This window comes from Kitasatospora sp. NBC_00374 (genome assembly GCF_041434935.1).
GTDB lineage: Bacteria > Actinomycetota > Actinomycetes > Streptomycetales > Streptomycetaceae > Kitasatospora.
In genome coordinates, this window is sequence record NZ_CP107964.1 from 3260423 (window position 1) to 3277242 (window position 16820).

General features: G+C 73.2%; 16 protein-coding genes. 1 reads left to right on the forward strand and 15 read right to left on the reverse strand.

Annotated elements, in window-relative coordinates; all coding sequences use genetic code 11:
• Positions 1-8 precede the first annotated feature (8 nt).
• The 3 genes from OG871_RS14510 to OG871_RS14520 all read right to left on the reverse strand — a co-directional run bounded on the left by OG871_RS14510 (position 9) and on the right by OG871_RS14520 (position 3084).
• On the reverse strand, positions 9-815 hold the full coding sequence (locus tag OG871_RS14510) for a helix-turn-helix domain-containing protein (RefSeq protein WP_371497177.1): 807 nt from the start codon (positions 813-815) through the stop codon (positions 9-11).
• A 129-nt stretch (positions 816-944) separates the two neighbouring features.
• On the reverse strand, positions 945-1646 hold the full coding sequence (locus tag OG871_RS14515; protein WP_371497178.1) for a hypothetical protein: 702 nt from the start codon (positions 1644-1646) through the stop codon (positions 945-947).
• Between the two features lie 88 nt (positions 1647-1734).
• Positions 1735-3084 (reverse strand): MFS transporter, encoded by a 1350-nt coding sequence (locus tag OG871_RS14520; RefSeq protein ID WP_371497179.1) that lies wholly within the window; start codon positions 3082-3084, stop codon positions 1735-1737.
• Positions 3085-3675: 591 nt separating this feature from the next.
• Between OG871_RS14520 and OG871_RS14525 the strand changes: the two genes are divergently transcribed.
• Positions 3676-4470, forward strand: coding sequence for a BTAD domain-containing putative transcriptional regulator (locus OG871_RS14525; RefSeq protein ID WP_371497180.1), 795 nt, complete (start codon positions 3676-3678; stop codon positions 4468-4470).
• Between the two features lie 64 nt (positions 4471-4534).
• Here the strand turns inward: OG871_RS14525 and serS are convergent, their stop codons facing one another.
• The 12 genes from serS to OG871_RS14585 form a co-directional block, all read right to left on the reverse strand.
• Positions 4535-5809 carry a serine--tRNA ligase gene (gene serS, locus OG871_RS14530; RefSeq protein ID WP_371497181.1) on the reverse strand — a complete coding sequence of 425 codons (1275 nt, stop codon included), beginning with the start codon at positions 5807-5809 and terminating at the stop codon, positions 4535-4537.
• A 27-nt stretch (positions 5810-5836) separates the two neighbouring features.
• Positions 5837-7300 carry an APC family permease gene (locus OG871_RS14535; protein ID WP_371497182.1) on the reverse strand — a complete coding sequence of 488 codons (1464 nt, stop codon included), beginning with the start codon at positions 7298-7300 and terminating at the stop codon, positions 5837-5839.
• Between the two features lie 95 nt (positions 7301-7395).
• Positions 7396-8616 carry a beta-ketoacyl synthase gene (locus OG871_RS14540; RefSeq protein ID WP_371497183.1) on the reverse strand — a complete coding sequence of 407 codons (1221 nt, stop codon included), beginning with the start codon at positions 8614-8616 and terminating at the stop codon, positions 7396-7398.
• The gene (locus OG871_RS14545; protein WP_371497184.1) at positions 8616-8846 is read right to left on the reverse strand and encodes an acyl carrier protein; all 231 of its coding nucleotides are present in this window, start codon (positions 8844-8846) and stop codon (positions 8616-8618) included. Before OG871_RS14545 ends, OG871_RS14540 begins: the two co-directional genes overlap by 1 nt.
• A 45-nt stretch (positions 8847-8891) precedes the next feature.
• On the reverse strand, positions 8892-9911 hold the full coding sequence (locus tag OG871_RS14550) for a beta-ketoacyl-ACP synthase III (protein ID WP_371497185.1): 1020 nt from the start codon (positions 9909-9911) through the stop codon (positions 8892-8894).
• Positions 9908-10894: a VlmB-like protein gene (locus OG871_RS14555; RefSeq protein WP_371497186.1), complete on the reverse strand. Its 987-nt coding sequence runs from the start codon at positions 10892-10894 to the stop codon at positions 9908-9910. The genes OG871_RS14550 and OG871_RS14555 overlap by 4 nt, the downstream gene beginning before the upstream one ends.
• A gap of 32 nt (positions 10895-10926) precedes the next feature.
• Complete coding sequence (locus tag OG871_RS14560) at positions 10927-11454, reverse strand: flavin reductase family protein (RefSeq protein WP_371497187.1); 528 nt, start codon at positions 11452-11454, stop codon at positions 10927-10929.
• On the reverse strand, positions 11451-12014 hold the full coding sequence (locus OG871_RS14565; RefSeq protein WP_371497188.1) for a hypothetical protein: 564 nt from the start codon (positions 12012-12014) through the stop codon (positions 11451-11453). Before OG871_RS14565 ends, OG871_RS14560 begins: the two co-directional genes overlap by 4 nt.
• Before the next feature lie 27 nt (positions 12015-12041).
• Positions 12042-12524 carry a type II toxin-antitoxin system RatA family toxin gene (locus OG871_RS14570; RefSeq protein WP_371497189.1) on the reverse strand — a complete coding sequence of 161 codons (483 nt, stop codon included), beginning with the start codon at positions 12522-12524 and terminating at the stop codon, positions 12042-12044.
• 3 nt (positions 12525-12527) lie between these two features.
• Positions 12528-13829 carry an aspartate aminotransferase family protein gene (locus OG871_RS14575; RefSeq protein WP_371497190.1) on the reverse strand — a complete coding sequence of 434 codons (1302 nt, stop codon included), beginning with the start codon at positions 13827-13829 and terminating at the stop codon, positions 12528-12530.
• Between the two features lie 32 nt (positions 13830-13861).
• On the reverse strand, positions 13862-15001 hold the full coding sequence (locus tag OG871_RS14580) for an acyl-CoA dehydrogenase (protein WP_371497191.1): 1140 nt from the start codon (positions 14999-15001) through the stop codon (positions 13862-13864).
• 77 nt (positions 15002-15078) lie between these two features.
• The gene (locus OG871_RS14585) at positions 15079-16737 is read right to left on the reverse strand and encodes an aldehyde dehydrogenase (protein ID WP_371497192.1); all 1659 of its coding nucleotides are present in this window, start codon (positions 16735-16737) and stop codon (positions 15079-15081) included.
• Positions 16738-16820 lie beyond the last annotated feature (83 nt).

Consider the following 16820-nt stretch of genomic DNA (forward strand, 5'->3'; position numbering starts at 1 on the left):
GGCGGACGTCAGCCGCGCAGCAGGGCCGCGGTGGCCGCGTCGGCCGGGAAGAAGGTCTCGATGGCCAGTTCGGCGACGGTGATGTCCAGCGGCATGCCGAACGTGGCGATGGTGCAGAACAGCGACAGCTCCTCGCCCCGGTGACCGATCCGCAGCGGCACCATCAGGTCACCGCCGGCGGGGAGTTCGGGCGGCGGGAGGTCCGGTTCCGGGCCGGTGTGCGGATAGCCCGCGACCTCGCGGAGCAGCTCGGTGAGCCGCGGTTCGGCGGTCAGTGCGACCCGGCGCTGCAGCCGGGTGAGCAGATGGGCCCGCCACTCGGCGAAGTTGAGGATGCGCGGAGCCATCCCCTCCGGGTGCAGGGCGAGCCGCAGGGCGTTCATCGGGCCGCGCAGCAGGTGCGGGGCGGCGCCCTCGGTGAAGACGGCGAAGCCCCGGTTGTGCTCGACGATGTTCCAGCCGCGGTCGACCACCAGGGCCGGCAGCGGGTCGTGGCCGGCCAGGATCTGCCGGAGGGTGTCACGCACCGGTGCCATCTCCCGTGCGTCCAGCGGCGAGTCGGTGAACGCGGGCGCGAAGCCGGCCGCCAGCAGCAGGTGGTTCTGCTCCCGGTGCGGCAGTTCGAGCTGCTCGGCCAGGCGCAGCAGCATGTCGCGGCTGGGTGAGGAGCGGCCGGTCTCCAGGAAGCTGAGGTGCCGGGTGGAGACCTGGGCGCGGGTGGCGAGCACCAGTTGGCTCAGCCCGCGGCGCTCGCGCCAGTGGCGCATCAGTTCCCCGACCGGTCGCTGCGTCGGCCGGTCCGTGGTGGTGGGCACGTGGGTCACCTCTCCACCCTGCGGCATCCCGCCCCGCCGGCACAACTCCGGCGGCCGGCGGCCCGTCCGGGGCGGGCACGGCACGGCGGGGGGCCGGCGCCGGGCCGGCCCCCCGCCGTCGACGGGTCATCAGATGGTGAACCGGTAGTGGGCGGCGAGCAGCCCGTCGGCGCCGCGGATCAGGAAGTCGACGCCGGTGACCGCGGGGCCGCCGTCGGCGGGGGTCAGCTCCCAGCCGAAGCGCAGCGCGTCGTGCTGGGCGGAGGCGTGGCCGCGCAGCCGGCGGACCTCGCCCTTCGGTGCGGCGGCGAGGGCGGTGTGCAGGTCGCGCTCGGCGCTGTCGTCGACCAGGCGGGCGTCCGGGGCGTAGAGCGCGTCGGTCTGCTTGCGGCGCAGCTCCTCGTCCTGTTCCCGGGGCAGCGCGAGCAGGCGTCCGGCCAGTTCGTCCAGTTCGGCGGCGGGCGCCGGGGGCTCGTTGAACTGGTAGTCGACGCGGAGCCGGCCGGCCTCGTCCAGCAGGACGAAGTCGAAGCCGACGGCCAGCACGTCCCGGCCGGCGGCGGGCGTCATCTCCCAGGTGAAGACGGCCGCGTCGTGGTGGGTGACCAGGTCGTCGCGGTGCCGGAAGAGCAGGCCCGCGCCGCCGACGAACTGCTCGTACGCCTCGGTGACCCGGGCGGCCAGGGATTCCGTGCCCCGGAAGGCGCGGGTCTGGGTGTAGTGCAGGCCGTCCGGGGCCCACAGGGCGGCGACGCCGGCGTGCCGGACGGCCGGGTCGGGCTCGTTCCAGACCGCCACGTAGCGGTCGAGCAGGGTGTCGGGGGCAGTCACAGGGGGTTCCTCTTTCCGGTGGGTCGGGGGGACGGCCCCCGCCCCGGCCGTGGTCGCGGGTGGCCGGGGCGGGGTCGGGCGGGGTAGGTCACTTGCCGGAGTTGCCGCGCGGCAGCAGCTGCACCAGGGCGGCGAGCAGCACCGCGACGCCGACCAGGAAGACCGCGCTCAGGTCGAAGGCGTGCGGGTAGTCAGCGACAGCGGGGGTGTCGCCGAGGGCGTTGTAGAAGATGATGCCGATGATCGACACACCGAGGGCGTTGCCGATCTGCAGGGCGGTGGTGAGCACACCGGAGGCCGCGCCCGCGTACTGCGGGGAGACCCGGGCGAGGACGGTCGAGGCAAGTGGGGCGACGGCCAGTCCCATCCCGGCACCGTCCAGGACGAGGCCCGGGATCAGCCAGGTGATGTGTCCGGTGGTGCCGATCGCGGCGGCGGTGAGGCCGAGTACGACCAGGCCCGCGCCCATCAGCAGGGCACCCACCGCGATCACCTGGCGGCCGAGCCTGGCCGCGAACTTGCCGGCGTTCATCGAGGTGTACATGTAGCCGGCGCCGATCGCGGCGAACAGCAGGCCGGCCTGCAGGGCGTCCAGGCCGCAGCCGCGCTGCACGTACAGGGCGAAGACCAGGAAGAACGAGGCCTGGCCCATCCAGAAGACCAGCTGGCTGAGCAGGCCGGCGACGAACGCGCGCTCCCGGAACGGCGACAGGTTGACCAGCGGGGAGCCGCCGCGCGCGGCCAGCCGGCTCTCCTGCAGGGCGAACAGTGCGAACAGCACCGCGGCGGCGGCGAAGCTCAGCCAGGTCCACAGCGGCCAGCCCTGCTCGCGGCCCTCGATCAGCGGGAGCACCAGGGCGACCAGCGCGGCGGTGATGACCGCGACGCCGACCAGGTCGAGCTTCGGGCGGCCGGGGGCGCGGGTCTCCGGCACGAACCTGAGGGTCAGCGCGATGATCGCGGCGCCGATCGGCAGGTTGACCAGGAAGCAGGAGCGCCAGCCGAGCCCGGCGATGTCGGCCTGGATCAGCAGGCCGCCGATGAGCTGACCGAACACGGCTGCCAGGCCCATCGCCAGGCCGTACCCGGTGAACACCTTCAGTTTGGCGGCGCCGGTGTAGACGGTGCCGAGGATGGCGAGCACCTGGGGCGCGAGCAGGGCCGCCGAGACGCCCTGGCCGGCGCGGGCGGCCACCAGGTAGGAGCCGCTGGTGGCGATGCCGCAGAACAGCGAGGCGATCGTGAACAGGGCCAGGCCCAGGACGAACATCCGCCGGCGGCCGTACAGGTCGCCGAGCCGTCCACCGGTGATCAGACCCACGCCGTACGCCAGGCCGAAGCCCGCGACCACCCACTCGATGGCCGAGGCGCTGGCGTGCAGGTCGGCCTGGGTGGACGGGATGGCGACATTGACGATGAAGAAGTCCAGCGTCGTCATGAATACGCCGGAGAGAACGATCGGAAGAATCGCTCGGTGCGGCTCGGCCGCGGCTACCGGGACCGGCGCCGGCGGTGCCGCCGTGACGGGGTTTGTCTCAGTGGTCATAGGTCCAACTCCTGGTCGATCACGTAGTCCTGCTCTGCCAGAGCCGATCCGGAGGCTGTGTCCAGCTTGGCCACCCTCCATCGGGGCGGTCAATTACCCGGGAGGTCATGGTCATCGCTCCACAGGCCGACGATTCGCCGACGAACGGTATTCCCGCGAGGCCGCCCGGAACTCCTTCCCGGGCCTGTCCGGGAGAATTTCGGGATTCTGTTCGGGTGATTGGTCGAGTTCATTTCCAAGGAATGCGCACAGAGGCGCCGTCGCACGCGGGCCGGAGACCCGTCCGATGTCGGACGCCTCCGGAAAGCACGGTGGCAGAGCCCGGTGGAGCGGGCACGGACCAGCGGTGGAGCGCCACTCGAACCCGGCTGGACGCGCGCCGGACGCCGCCGTGCGGCCTCCAGCCGGAATCAAGGACCCGCCCCGACAATCCGCACGCCTGTTCCGCCGGCAACCAACCGCTCTTCACCACAGGGGGAACACATGCAGTTCAGGATCCTGGGCCCGGTCGGCACGGTCGTCAACGGCCGCTTCGCCACCGTGCCCGGCACGAGACAGCGCACCCTGCTGGCGACCCTGCTGATCCGGGCCCGCCGGCTGGTGCCCACCGAGCAGCTCTACACCGAGCTCTGGGGCGACAACCCGCCGGCCACGGTGGAGAACTCGCTGCAGGCCCACGTCTCCCGGCTGCGCCGCACCCTGCGCCGGCTGGGCGGCCCGCACGGCGACGTACCGCCGCTGATCACCCAGGCCTCCGGCTACATCCTGGACGTCGCCCCGGAGGACGTGGACATGTACCTCTTCCGGGAGCAGCTGGCCGCCGCCCGGCACGCCGTCACCGGCGACCCTGAGGTGGCCGGCTCGCTGCTGGCCGACGCCCTCGGGCTCTGGCAGGGCAGCCCGATGCAGGACGCGGCGCCCGGGCCGCTGTGCCAGAGCGTCTCCCTGCAGCTGGACGAGGAGCACCTGGCCGCCCAGGAGGACCGGCTCTGGGTGGACGCGCTGTGGGGCGAACCGACCCACGTCATCGGCGAGTTGAAGCGGATGAGCGTCGCCCACCCGTGGCGGGAGCGGATCACCGAGATGCTGATGCGGGCGCTCTACCGCTCGGGGCGGCAGGCCGAGGCGGTCGAGGTCTACAACACCGCCCGGCAGCGCCTGATCGACGAGCTCGGCATGGAGCCGTCCCCGCAGCTCAAGCAGCTGTTCCGGGAGGTGCTGATCCAGGCCCCGGCGCTGCACCAGCCGGCCGCGCAGTACCTGCTCCGGACGGCCTGACCCGCCGCCCGCCCGGCATGCCGACGGCGCGACGCCCCTGCGGGTGCCGCGCCGTTTCGGCCGTTCAGCGCTCGACCGCACCACCGGGCAGGATCCGGCGGAAACCCGTGTACGGCACCAGCGCCTCGGGCAGCAGCACCGAGCCGTCCGGCTGCGCGCCCTGTTCCAGCAGCGCCGCCACCGTCCGGCCGATCGGCAGCGCCGAGCCGTTCAGGGTGGCGGCCGGCAGCTTGCGCCCCTCGGCCGTCCGGTGGCGGACACCGGCCCGGCGGGCCTGGAAGGCCCCGCAGTCCGAGACCGAGGAGATCTCCCGGTAGGAGTCGCTGCCCGGCAGCCAGACCTCGATGTCGTACGTCATCCGGGCCGAGAAGCCCATGTCCCCGGCCGGCAGCAGGACCACCCGGTAGGAGAGTTCGAGCCGGCGCAGGCACTCCTCCACCTGGCCGACCATCAGTTCGAGCTGTGCCGGGGCGTCGTCGAGGGCGCAGATCCGCACCAGCTCCACCTTCTCGAACTGGTGCAGCCGCAGCACCCCGCGGGTGTCCCGCCCGTACGAGCCGGCCTCGGCGCGGTAGCAGGGCGTGCGGGCGGTCATCGCGATCGGCAGGGCGCGGGTGTCCAGCAGTTCCCCGGCCACCAGGTTGGTGAGCGGCACCTCGGCGGTCGGGATCAGGAACAGCTCCCGGCCGCCGACCGAGGTGGCGAACAACTCCTCCTGGAATTTCGGGAGTTGACCGGTGCCGGTCATCGTCTCGCGGTTCACCAGGTGCGGCACCGAATACTCGGTGTAGCCGTGCTCCTCGGTGTGCAGGTCGAGCAGGAAGGACGCCAGGGCGCGCTCCAGCCGGGCCCCCGGCCCGCGGCTGACACTGAACCGGGCGCCGGAGAGCGCGGCCGCCCTGGCCATGTCCAGCACGCCGAGCGACTCGCCGAGGTCCGCGTGGTGGCGGGCCGGTCCGGCCGCCGGGCGCAGCGGCGGACCGCCCCGGCGGACCTCCACCGCCTCCTTCTCGCTGTCGCCGTCCGGCACCGTGTCGAGCGGCAGGTTGGGGATGCCCAACAGGGCCTCCTCCAGCTCCAGTTCGGCGGCCCGCACGAGCGCCTCCGCCTCCTGCACCCGCTCGCGCAGCCGCCGCAGCTCCTCCCGGCCGGCCTCGGTCGGCCGCGGCCCGCGGGACGCCCGCTTCAGCTCACCCCGCAGCGCGGCCACCGTCTCCAGGCCCTCGCCGCGGCGCCGGTGCGCGGCGCCCAGCGCCTCCAGGTCCAGCCGGTACCGGCGCCGGGCGAGACGGCGCACCGCCTCCGGGCCCAGCTCGATCAGCTCACGTACGTCGTGCACGGGACTCTCCTCGGAAGGCAGACGGTGTCAGCGGGTGGTGACCAGATCGGGGACACGGCGTGCGGCCGGCGCGGGCGCGGCCGGCCGGGAACCGGTGAGGCGGACGTAGCGGCGGGGCCGGGCCGCGCGCAGCCACCAGCCGTAGCCGAGGCCGAGCAGGCCGACCAGCGGGACGGTCCAGGGCAGCGCGGAGACCAGGGCGTTGTGCGTCCCGGTCAGCAGGTCGAAGTTGCCGACCACCAGCCAGACCGTGGCCGTCAGACCGACCAGGCCGAGCAGCGGTGCCACCACGCCCTGCCAGCGGTTCGCCCGGACGCCCTTGCGGGCGAGCCCCAGCACCGCCAGCGCGGCCAGCGCCTGCAGCACCACGATCCCGAGCGTCCCCAGCCCCAGCATGCTGGTGGTCAGGTCCGCGTACGGGTCCAGGCCGGCGAGGGCGAAGCCGGTCACCACCACGGCGCTGAGCACGCTCTGCGCCACGCTGGCCCGGTGCGGGGAGGCGTACCGGGGGTGCACGGCGGCGAGCCGGCGCGGCAGCAGGCCGTCGTCGGCCAGCACCTGGGCGTACCGGTTGGCGGCACTGTGCAGGGCCAGCGTGGCGGCGAACAGGCTGGTGCACAGCATGATCTGCAGCACCGTGGCACCGCTGTCGCCGAGGTAGTCGGCGCCGAGCACGAAGAACAGGTCGCCGAGCCGGTCGCCGGCGGTCTGCCGGACGGCGTCGGTGCCGAGCGCGCCGACCGCGGCCCAGCTGGTGAGCGCGTAGAAGCCGGCGATCAGCAGGACGGCCACATAGGTGGCACGCGGCACGCTGCGCCGCGGGTCCTTCGCCTCCTGGCCGTACAGGGCCGCGGACTCGAAGCCGATGAAGGAGACGAACGCGAACATCAGCGAGACCCCGAGCCCGGGGCCGATCGCGGTGTGCGGGGCGAAGGAGTCCAGCGGCAGGGCCGAGGAGCCGTGCCGGCCGAGGATGGCGACGTCCAGCGCGGCCAGCACGCCGATCTCGCCGACCATCAGGACGGCCAGCACCCGGGCGCTGACCGCGATGTCGCGGTAGCCGAGCACCGCGACGGCCGCCAGGCCGACCGCGGCGCACAGCTGCCAGGGCAGGTCGAGGCCGTGGGCGGCCAGCACCAGCTGGGTGAAGTAGCCGAGCGCGCCGACCAGTCCGACGGTCGCGCAGTTGTAGGCGAGCAGCGCGATGAAGCCACTGCCGACGGCCGGCGGGCGGCCGAGGCCGTCGGCGACGGAGGCGTAGAAGCCGCCCGAACCGCCGGTCCGGCGGGCGCTCACCGCGTACCCGACCGAGAAGCAGAGCAGGGTGATCCCGGCGAAGGCGAACGCGGCGGGGACGCCGGCGCCGGTGCCGATCGCGAAGGCCAGCGGGACGGTGCCGACCATGGCGGAGAGCGGGGCCGCGGCGGCGACGATCAGAAAGACGATGTGACCGGTGGTCAGGCGTCTGGAGGTCTGGGGTTCGGCGGTCATCGGGGCGCTCCAGGTGGAGGAGGGGAGGGATCCGGCGCGACGGGCCGGGGCCGAGGGGGGAGGCTCGCCCGGCCCGTCACGCCGGTTTCGGCCGGTCAGGGTGCGGCGATCGCCAGCACCGCGTTCTGCCCGCCGAAGCCGAGGGAGTTGCTGAGGGCCAGGTCGATCGCGGTGCCGGTCTCCTCGGTGGCGACCTTGATCTCCAGCTCCGGGTCGAGGGTGTGCAGGTTGGCCGTGGGCGGCACCACCTGCTGTTCGATCGACAGCACGGTGAAGACCGCCTCGATCGCGCCCGCCGCGCCCAGCAGGTGTCCGGTGACGCCCTTGGTGGAGGTGACCAGCGGGTCGCCGGTCAGGGTCCGCCGGATCATCCGGGCCTCGGCCAGGTCGTTGAGCGGGGTGGCGGTGCCGTGCGCGTTGACGTACCGGACGTCGCCGGGCCCGGCTCCGGCGTCGGCGAGCGCGGTGCGCACCGCGCTCTCCACGCCGAGCCCCTGCGGGTGCGGCGAGGTCATGTGGTGGGCGTCGGCGGTGGCCCCGTACCCGGCGATCCGGGCCCGGATCCGTGCCCGCCTGGCCCGGGCGTCGGCGGCCCGTTCCAGGATCAGCACGCCGGCGCCCTCTCCCGCCACGAACCCGTCACGGTCCAGGTCGAACGGCCGGGAGGCCGTCGCGGGGTCGTCCTCACGGCGGGAGAGGGCTCCCATCTGGGCGAAGCCGGCCATGACCAGTGGGGTGATCATGGCCTCGCTCCCCCCGGCCACGACGATGTCGCAGCGGTCCAGCAGGAGCAGGTCACGGGCGGTGCCGACGGCGGTGGCCCCGGAGGCGCAGGCGGTGGCGACCACCAGGTTGGGGCCGGTGGCGCCGAACTCGATGGCGGTCTGCCCGGCCAGCATGTTGGGCAGCTGCATCGGCAGCAGCAGCGGGGAGACCCGGGCGGGGGACTCCTCGACCAGCACCCGGTGCTGGGTCTCCACCGTCCCGGGGCCGCCGTCGGCACAGCCCAGCACCACGCCGACCCGCGCGCCGTCCCAGGTCTGCGGGTCCAGCCCGGCATCGGCGATCGCCTCGCGGGCCGCGACCAGGGCGAACTGGGTGAAGCGGTCCAGCCGGTGGGCCCGGCGGCCGCCCAGCAGCTGCCCGGCGTCCCAGTCGGGCACCCGGCAGGAGATCCGCACCGGGTTCCCGTCCAGCGCCGGGTCGAGCGCGGCGGTCGGGCGTCCGGCCAGGACCGCCGCCCAGCTCGCGGCGGTCCCGATCCCGGCCGGGGTGACCAGGCCGAGCCCGGTCACGGCGACGTCGATGCCGGCCATCAGACCCGTGCGCTCCGCTCTTCGATCAGGAGCGCCATCTCGCCGATGGTCTCGGCGTCCAGCAGCTCGTCGTCGCTGATCTCGATGCCGAGTTCCTTCTCCAGGACGAGGGAGAGCTCGACGACGGCGAGAGAGTCGAGCTCCACGTCCTCCTTGGTGGCTTCCGGGGTGACCTGCTCCGGCGTCACCTTGAGCTTGCTGACCAGGATTTCCTTGAGCGTTTCGAACATCGGGCTGTCCTTCCGGGACGTGGCACGCGGGACGTGGGACGTGGGTCAGTGCGAGAGGTCGGGCCAGGTGACGGTGGTGGCCCCCCAGGCCAGCCCGCCGCCGAAGGCGGTGAGCAGCACCCGGTGGCCGGGCCGCAGTTCGCCGCGTTCGGCGGCCTGGGCGAGCAGCAGCGGGATGGACGCGGCGCCGGTGTTCCCGACCCGCTCGATGTTGGACAGGCGGCGCTCGACCGGGATGTCGAGCCGTTCGGCCACCGCCTGCAGGATCCGGGCGTTGGCCTGGTGCGCGGCGAAGCGGTCGAGCTGGCCGATCTCCCAGCCGGCCGTGCCGACGGCCTGGCGGGAGGCCTCGGTCATCCGTTCCACGGCGTGCCGGTAGGTGGCCCGGCCGGCCATCTGGAAGTACTCGTCGCCGGGCTGGGCCGCCCGCCGGTCGGACCGGTGGCGCGAGCCGCCGCCGGGGACGGTGATCAGCTCGGCGTTGTCGCCGTCGCTGCCCAGGACGATCGGGCCGATCGCGCCGGGCTCGTCCGCCGTGCCGGCCCGCAGCACCACGGCGCCGGCGCCGTCGGCGAAGATCACCGCGGTGGAGCGGTCGGCGGGGTCGATGATGGTGGTGAACGCGTCGGCGGCGATCAGCAGCACCCGCTCGGCCATACCGGAGGCGATCAGGCCGGCGGCGGTCGCCAGCCCGTAGAGGAAGCCGGTGCAGACCGCCGAGACGTCGAAGGCGGCCACCCCGCCGAGGCCCAGCCGGGCGGCGACCGCCGGGGCGGTGGCCGGGCACAGGTGGTCGGGGGTGGTGGTGGCCAGGACGACGGCGTCGACCTGGGAGTCGTCGGCCGACTTCAGGGCCCGGCGGCCGGCCTCCACCGCGAGGTCCGAGGTGGCGGTGCCGGGGGCGACCATGTGCCGGGTGGCGATGCCGGTCCGGGTGCGGATCCACTCGTCCGAGGTGTCCAGCCGGGTGACCAGGTCCCCGTTGGTCACCAGGTCCGGCGGGACGTACGCGCCCACCCCGGCGACCACCGCGGCGCGTCCCGGGGGCGGGGCCGCCGCGGTCATACCGCGTCCCCCCGGTCGCCGGAGAGCACCTCGACCGGCAGGCCCATGTACGCCATCCGGGCCTCGGCCATCTCGTCGGTCCACCGCTCGGCCATCGCGTAGCGCTGCTCGGGGGTGGTGTCGAGCAGCCGGACGCCGGGCCAGACCTCGTAGTCGCCGATCAGGTCCGCGTGGTCGGCCATGCCCTGCTGGAAGAGCTCCTCGCGGTGGATCACGAACGGCTTGTCCGGGATCTCGTCCCAGAGCTTCACCCCGGCCCGCAGGATCTCCAGCAGCCGCGGCCGGTACTCCGGGTGGGCGGCGACGTGGTCGCGCAGGATGGTGCTGGCGACGGTCAGGTGACGGATCTCGTCGATCGCGGTGCCGCGGGAGATCTCGCCGGTGGCCGGGGAGAGCGGGGTCCACTTGCGCTCGCTCAGCTCGGCGGCCGGGGCGAGCACGCCCTCGATCACGATCGCGAAGACGGCCACCCCGCCGATGAAGTCGCCCTGGTCGCGGACGATGTCCAGGGTGAAGTCCTCGACCGGCTGCAGCACCGTGCGCCGGTACTCGGCCGCCATCGCCTCGATGTCCCGCAGCAGGGTCGCCTCGGGCAGGCCGAGTTCGACCAGGTGGTTGCGGAACACCCGGGCGTGCCGGGCCTCGTCGAGCAGCTGGGTGGCGTAGAACTCCAGCTCCGGGATGCCCGGGGCGATCGCCACGTAGTACGACAGCAGCCGGGTGGCGATCTCCTCGGACAGGCCCCGGAAGCCGAACTCCAGGGTCAGCGCCTCGCGCAGCGGGCCGGGGCGCTTCAGGAACGCGGGTACCAGGGCGCTCTCGTGGTGCCCGGTGACACCGCGCTCGCGGAGGGTGCCCTGCGCGACCTCGGTGATCCAGTAGGCCAGGTTGCACTGCTCGGGGCCGAGCGCGAGCTCCTTGGCTCCGTCCAGCAGTCCGGGAGCCCTGTCCCAGTCCGCCTCGGGTGCCACTGAACCGGTCATGTTCGTACTCCTCGCTAGGGGTGACGTGGGGATCAGGCGCCCGGGGCCGGCTGGAGGGCGCCGGCGAACAGTCCGCCGGCGAAGCTGAGCAGCGGAGCACCCTCGCCGGTGGCCGCGTGCACCACCTGGCCGAGCAGCACCTCGTGGTCGCCGACCCGGACACACTCGGTGACCCGGCAGGCGTAGTGCGCCAGGGCGCCGTCGAGCAGCGGGGCGTCCGCGTACGGGGCGGAGCTCCACGGCAGCCCGTCGAACTGCCGGGCACCGTCCGGACGGGAGCTGTCGGCGAACCAGCGGGCCACCCCGCCCTGCCCGCCGCCGAGCACGTTGACCGCGAACCTGCCCTCGGCGACGGCGAGTTCGGCGAGCACCGAGCCGGCCTTCAGACAGGCGCCGAGGATCAGCGGGGTGAGCGAGACGGTGGTCACGGTGGACACCGTCGTGCCGTGCAGGCGTCCGTCGTGGCTGACCGTCAGGACGGACACCGGCGAGGCGAGATGGCGCAGCGCGCGGCGGCGCAGCTGGGCCGGGCTCGGGGCGGTCTCGACGGCGCTGGTCACCGGGACACTCCCGGCAGGACCGGCTCCGGTGCGGCCTCTCCCCGGACGGCCGGCCGGCGGACGGGCCGGACGTGGCCGACCGGCACCGGGTCGAAGGTGTGGCCGAGCGGCTTGGGGTGGGCGAGGCCCAGGTCGTCCAGCAGTCTCAGGTAGCCGCTCTGCCGGACGGGCTCGAAGGGCAGGGCGAAGGACTTCATGAAGTTGCCGAACAGGCCGCGGTCGCCGAACAGGTGGAACGGGATCACCAGCAGCGCCCACTCGGGCCTGACCAGCCAGCACCAGAGGGCGGCGACCGCGCCCTGGGTGATCAGGCTGTGCATGACGTTGTAGGCGACGTAGTAGCCCTTGGCGATCGGCCGCCCGCCGGCCTTCTTGAAGGCGATCGCGCCCGGGATGTAGCCGATCAGGTCGATGTAGAGGAACAGTCCCACCGCCGGGAGCCACCGGATGTCGCCGAGGTGGGCGACGATCAGGCCGGTGGTCACCGCGAACGCCACCAGGTACTCGGCGCGGTGCAGCGAGTAGGTTCTCGGGGTCTCGAAGGGGTTTGCCTGGTCCATGGCTTCAGCTCCTGGAGGGACGGGCGGTCAGCGGGCGGCCGGGGCCGGGGTGATGAGCTCGGCGTCGCCGACGATCCGGGTGCCGGCGAACAGGCCGGTGACGGCCCAGGCGACGGTCTCCCGGATGACCCGCTCGGCGATCGGGTCGAGGATGCCCTCCAGGCTGGGGATGCCGAAGTCGAAGTCGGCCTCGAAGTGCACCGTGACGTCGGCGCCGTCCTGCCCGAGGCGCCAGCTGCCGGTGAAGCTGTCGAAGTCGCCGTCGGTCTGCTCGAACCTGACCGTCAGCTCGTCCGGCAGGAAGGTGTCGGTCTCGGTCCAGCGCAGCAGGCCGCTGCGGAAGTGCAGCTCCCAGCTGGAGCTGCCGACCGGCTCGGGGAGGGTGGAGTGCACGGTGGTGGCCCGCACGTGCGGGGCCAGCTCCGGGTAGCGCTCCCAGCGCAGGACGGCCGCGTAGACGTCCTCGGCGCGCTCGGAGCTCACCACGGCGTCGAGTTCGACGTGTCGCATGGGTCAGTTACCGCCTTCCGGCATCGTGGCCGAGCCCGCGATCAGGTCGAGGGTGGCCTTGTGGAACGCGTCGAGCAGGTACTCGACGTCGGTGTCGCTGAGGATGGCCGGCGGCGTGAAGCGCACCACCGAGCTGCCGTTCATCGAGTGGTTGGCGACCACGCCGTGGTTGAAGAGCTCGATCAGCAGCTCGCCGGCCAGCCCGGCCTCGACCAGCTCGACGCCGATCAGCAGGCCCTGGCCGCGGACGTCCACCACCAGGTCGGGGATGTTGCGGTGGGCGATCTCGGCGATCGCCGGCAGCAGCCGGGCGCCGAGGTCCTGCGAGCGGGTGACCAGCCGCTCCTCCTTGATCGCCTGGACGGCGCCCTGGACGGCCGCCATCAGCAGCGGCTGGCCGGAGAAGGTGGCGGTGTGGATGTACGGGTCCTTGTCGAAGGGCTTGAAGGCCTGCCGGGTGGCGATGGCCGCCGACACCGGCACCACCCCGCCGCCGAGCGCCTTGCCGGCCAGCAGCACGTCCGGCTGGACGCCCTCGACGTCGGCGCCCCACCACTCGCCGAGCCGGCCGAAGCCGGTCTGCACCTCGTCCAGGATCAGGAAGCCGTCGAACTCGCGGACCAGCTCCTCGACCCGCTTGAGGTAGCCCTTGGGCGGGATGATCACACCGCCCTCGCCCTGCACCGGCTCGATGATCACGCAGACCTCGCCCGGGTGGGCGGCCAGCTCCGCGCGCAGCGCGTCCTCGTCGCCGTACGGCAGGTGCGTGACGTCCGGGATCAGCGGGCGGAACGGCGCCTGGTAGACCTCCTTGGCGGTGGCCGACAGGGCGCCCAGGGTCTTGCCGTGGTAGCCGCCGGTGAACGAGACGGTGCGCTTGCGCCCGTTCGCCCGGGCCAGCTTGAGGCCGGTCTCCACCGCCTCGGCGCCGGACAGGGCGAAGTGCACCCGGTCCAGGCCGGCGGGCGTGATCGAGGTCAGCGCCTCGGCGGCCCGGGCGACGGTGGGCTCCAGCAGGATGCGGGTGGCCACCGGGTGGGTGTTCAGCTGGCGGGTGACGGCCTCGATGACCAGCGGGTGGCGGGCGCCCATGATGAACACCCCGTAGCCGCCCGCGTTCAGGAAGCGCTCGCCGTCGCTGGTGGTCAGCCAGGCACCGGAGGACTCCACCTCCATGTGGCTGCCGAACAGCTCGGCGAGGGTCGCCCGGCCCTTGCTGAGGTGCGCGCGGTACAGGTCGAGGATCTCGCCCTCGGTGTCCGCCGGCGGCAGGTCGATCCGGATGTCGTCGTCGATCAGGGTCACTTTTCCGAGCTCCTTCGCCAAGTGGCTGCGGGTCAGGACAGGTCGAGCGGGTCGCCGTTGAAGTACGCCAGCAGCGCTCCGGCGGCACTGGCCCGGGACGGCGGGTGGAAGGCCAGCGGGCGCACGGCGGTGGCCTGCCGGGAGTGGTCGCCGGAGCGGATGAAGTCCAGCCCGCCGAGCAGTTCCAGGGCCTGGTCGCTGGCGCGGTTCAGCGCCTCCTGGGCGGCGAACCGGGCGACCAGCACCTGGGCGACCGCCTCCTCGCCGCCGATCCCGTCGCGCACCGCGCGGGCGGTTCCCTCCAGCAGGCCGGCCGCGGCCTCGACCCGGATCGCCGCGTCCGCCCGGTCGCCGGCGCTGCCGCGCTCGCGCCGCAGCACCTCCTCGACCAGGGCGGAGGCCGCGCCCAGGTAGCCGGCCGAGATCAGCAGCTCGAACCAGACGAAGCCCGCGTTCTGCAGGTCCTCGATCCGGTGCGGGTCCTCCTCGGAGGTGCGGATCACCAGCTCCTCGGGCACGAACACGTCGGCCAGCTGCACCTCGTCGCTCTCGGCGGCGGCCAGCACCTCGTTGCCCCAGAACGGGTGCACGCTGAGGCCGGGCGAGTCGGCGGGGATCAGGGCGAGCGCGAGCTCCGGCGAGCCGTCGGCACCCGGCACCGCGATCGAGGCGGTCAGCAGGTTCATCGAGCCGGCCAGGCTGCAGGGCTTCTTGGAGCCGTTCAGCCGGTAGCCGCCCACGGTGACGGCGGCGGTCACCGCCGGGGTCAGGATGTTCTGCTGGGTGCGGCCCTCGGCCCAGCCGGAGGCCATCAGCCGCTGCTCGGGGACGACGCTGTGCAGCAGCGACAGCTGCCGTCCGGTCAGCCGCCCGGTCTCGTCGGCCAGGGCGTACAGCATCGCTGCGGTGAAGTGGTGCATCGTCACCGCGGCGGCCAGCGAGGGCGACAGCGCGCCGAGCGCCCGCTGCACCCGGACGGCGTCCAGCGGGTCGGCCCCGTGGCCGCCGTAGGCGACCGGGACCAGCAGTGCGACGCCGTCGTGCGCCCGGAACAGGTCGATCACCGGGCTGTCGGCGGCCTCCCGCTCGGCGTACGGGATGTCGGCGAGGGCCTTCACCAGCCCGGGGTGGTACCGCTCACCGGTCGCGCGAGCGGTTTCGAGGGAGCGCATGGCAGGACAACCTCCAGCGGGGGGGGACGGACCGGGATCTGACGGGACGGGGGTCGCGCGGGGCGGGGTCGGGCGGCTCAGGCGTCGAAGGTGCCGAAGACGGCCTCGATCGGGCTGACGTCGCGGGCGACGCTGACCCCCTGGATGTGCGAGGTCTTGAGCATCGGGTAGTTGGCCTCGCCGTAGACGCCGCCGGTCAGGCCGGTGCCGCCGTGGCTGGGCAGGTACGGCAGGAAGCCGATGTGCGAGTCGTTGATCTTCAGCAGGCCGCCGTTGGTGACCCGCTGGACGAAGGCGTTGATCACCCGCGCGGACTTCGCCCAGAGCGAGTTGCGCAGGCCGTACTCGTTGCTGTTGACGAAGTCGATGAAGCTGTCCAGCAACTGGTCGTTGGGGGCCGGCTCGGGCACCACGATCGGCAGCAGCGGGAAGAAGGTCTCGTGCCGGACGACGTCGTGCTCGCGGGCACCGGCCAGGCCGTTCACCCGGACCACGGTGGGCTGCAGGAAGACGCCGGTCTCGGACGGCGTGCCGTCGACCTCGGTGCGGCGGCCGCCGGTGACCAGTTCGGCCCCCAGGTCCAGGGTCTGCTTCAGCAGCCCGAAGAACTTTTCGCTGCGGCGGACCGGGGAGAGCAGCACCTCCGGGTCCTCCGGGTAGCCCGGGCGGACGGTGGCGACCTGCTTCTTGACCTCCTCGATCAGCTCGTCGGCGATCGAGGGGTGCACCAGCACGTAGTTGGGCACCATGCAGATCTGGCCGGAGCCGTAGAAGGACTCCCGGATCGCCTCGGCCGCGTAGGTGAGGTCCGCACCCTCCCAGATGATGATGCCGTCGTTGCCGGCCAGCTCCAGGATCGGCTTCTTGCCGTGCGCGACGCACTGCTCCTGGAAGCGCAGGCCCTCCTGGCTGCCGCCGATGTAGAAGATGTCGTCGACCAGCGGGCTGCGCACCCAGCGGTCCAGCGTCTGCTTCGGGTTGCTGCACACCGCGTTCAGCACCCCGGGCGGGGCGCCGACCTCGTCCAGCAGCGGGGCCACCACGTCGCGCAGCACCCACATGGTGGACAGCGCGATGGAGCGCGGGGCGCGGACGATCACCGCGTTGCCCGCCATCAGTGCGAGCACCGCCAGCGCGGCGCTGGGCGCCGGGGCGTTCTGCGGCGGGTTGAAGGCCACCACCCCGTCGGGCTGCCGGCGGACGATCAGGCGACGCCCGGCGTGGTCGAACTCGGTGTGCATCCGCTGGCGGTACCAGTCGATGCTCTCCTCGCTGTACACCTGCAGCAGGCAGCTGAGCTCCCAGCGGGCGAGCTTCACCGGGTGCGCCTCGGAGACCAGCATGTCGACGAACTCGTCCTGGCGGCGCAGCAGTTCCTCGCGGAACAGGGTGCCCAGGCGCAGCCGTCGCTCCAGCGGGACGGCCGCCCAGCCGGGCGCCGCGGCGGCGGCGGCCTCGGTCGCGAGGTCGATCGCGGCGTCACTGGCGATCGCGCAGCGGCCCACCACGTAGGGGTGCTGGGCGGCGTCCGAGTCCGGGTCCTGCTCCAGTGCGCGCTTCAGGCTGACGCTGGTGAACACGTCCTCCAGCAGCGACCGGGCGCTCACGGTGTAGACCCAGCCGTCGCCCTCCACGTCCTTTCCGGCGATGTACAGCGGGTAGCTGCTCAGCGGCTTTTCCCGGCCGCCGGAATTGCCGGGAAGAATCCCCGACGCCGTTTCGTCAAGAAGCATCATCTGGCCTTTCCGAAGGCACGGTCCATGTCCGAATCGACTTGATGGTGACAAGGGGGTCTGACCCGCGCCTGACGCGGAACTGA

Coding starts and splice junctions, on each gene's coding strand:
- OG871_RS14520 (WP_371497179.1), bottom strand. CDS start 3,084: ATGACGACGCTGGACTTCTTCATCGTCAATGTCGCCATCCCGTCCACC.
- OG871_RS14525 (WP_371497180.1), top strand. CDS start 3,676: ATGCAGTTCAGGATCCTGGGCCCGGTCGGCACGGTCGTCAACGGCCGC.
- OG871_RS14535 (WP_371497182.1), bottom strand. CDS start 7,300: ATGACCGCCGAACCCCAGACCTCCAGACGCCTGACCACCGGTCACATC.
- OG871_RS14540 (WP_371497183.1), bottom strand. CDS start 8,616: ATGGCCGGCATCGACGTCGCCGTGACCGGGCTCGGCCTGGTCACCCCG.
- OG871_RS14545 (WP_371497184.1), bottom strand. CDS start 8,846: ATGTTCGAAACGCTCAAGGAAATCCTGGTCAGCAAGCTCAAGGTGACG.
- OG871_RS14550 (WP_371497185.1), bottom strand. CDS start 9,911: ATGACCGCGGCGGCCCCGCCCCCGGGACGCGCCGCGGTGGTCGCCGGG.
- OG871_RS14555 (WP_371497186.1), bottom strand. CDS start 10,894: ATGACCGGTTCAGTGGCACCCGAGGCGGACTGGGACAGGGCTCCCGGA.
- OG871_RS14565 (WP_371497188.1), bottom strand. CDS start 12,014: ATGGACCAGGCAAACCCCTTCGAGACCCCGAGAACCTACTCGCTGCAC.
- OG871_RS14570 (WP_371497189.1), bottom strand. CDS start 12,524: ATGCGACACGTCGAACTCGACGCCGTGGTGAGCTCCGAGCGCGCCGAG.
- OG871_RS14580 (WP_371497191.1), bottom strand. CDS start 15,001: ATGCGCTCCCTCGAAACCGCTCGCGCGACCGGTGAGCGGTACCACCCC.
- OG871_RS14585 (WP_371497192.1), bottom strand. CDS start 16,737: ATGATGCTTCTTGACGAAACGGCGTCGGGGATTCTTCCCGGCAATTCC.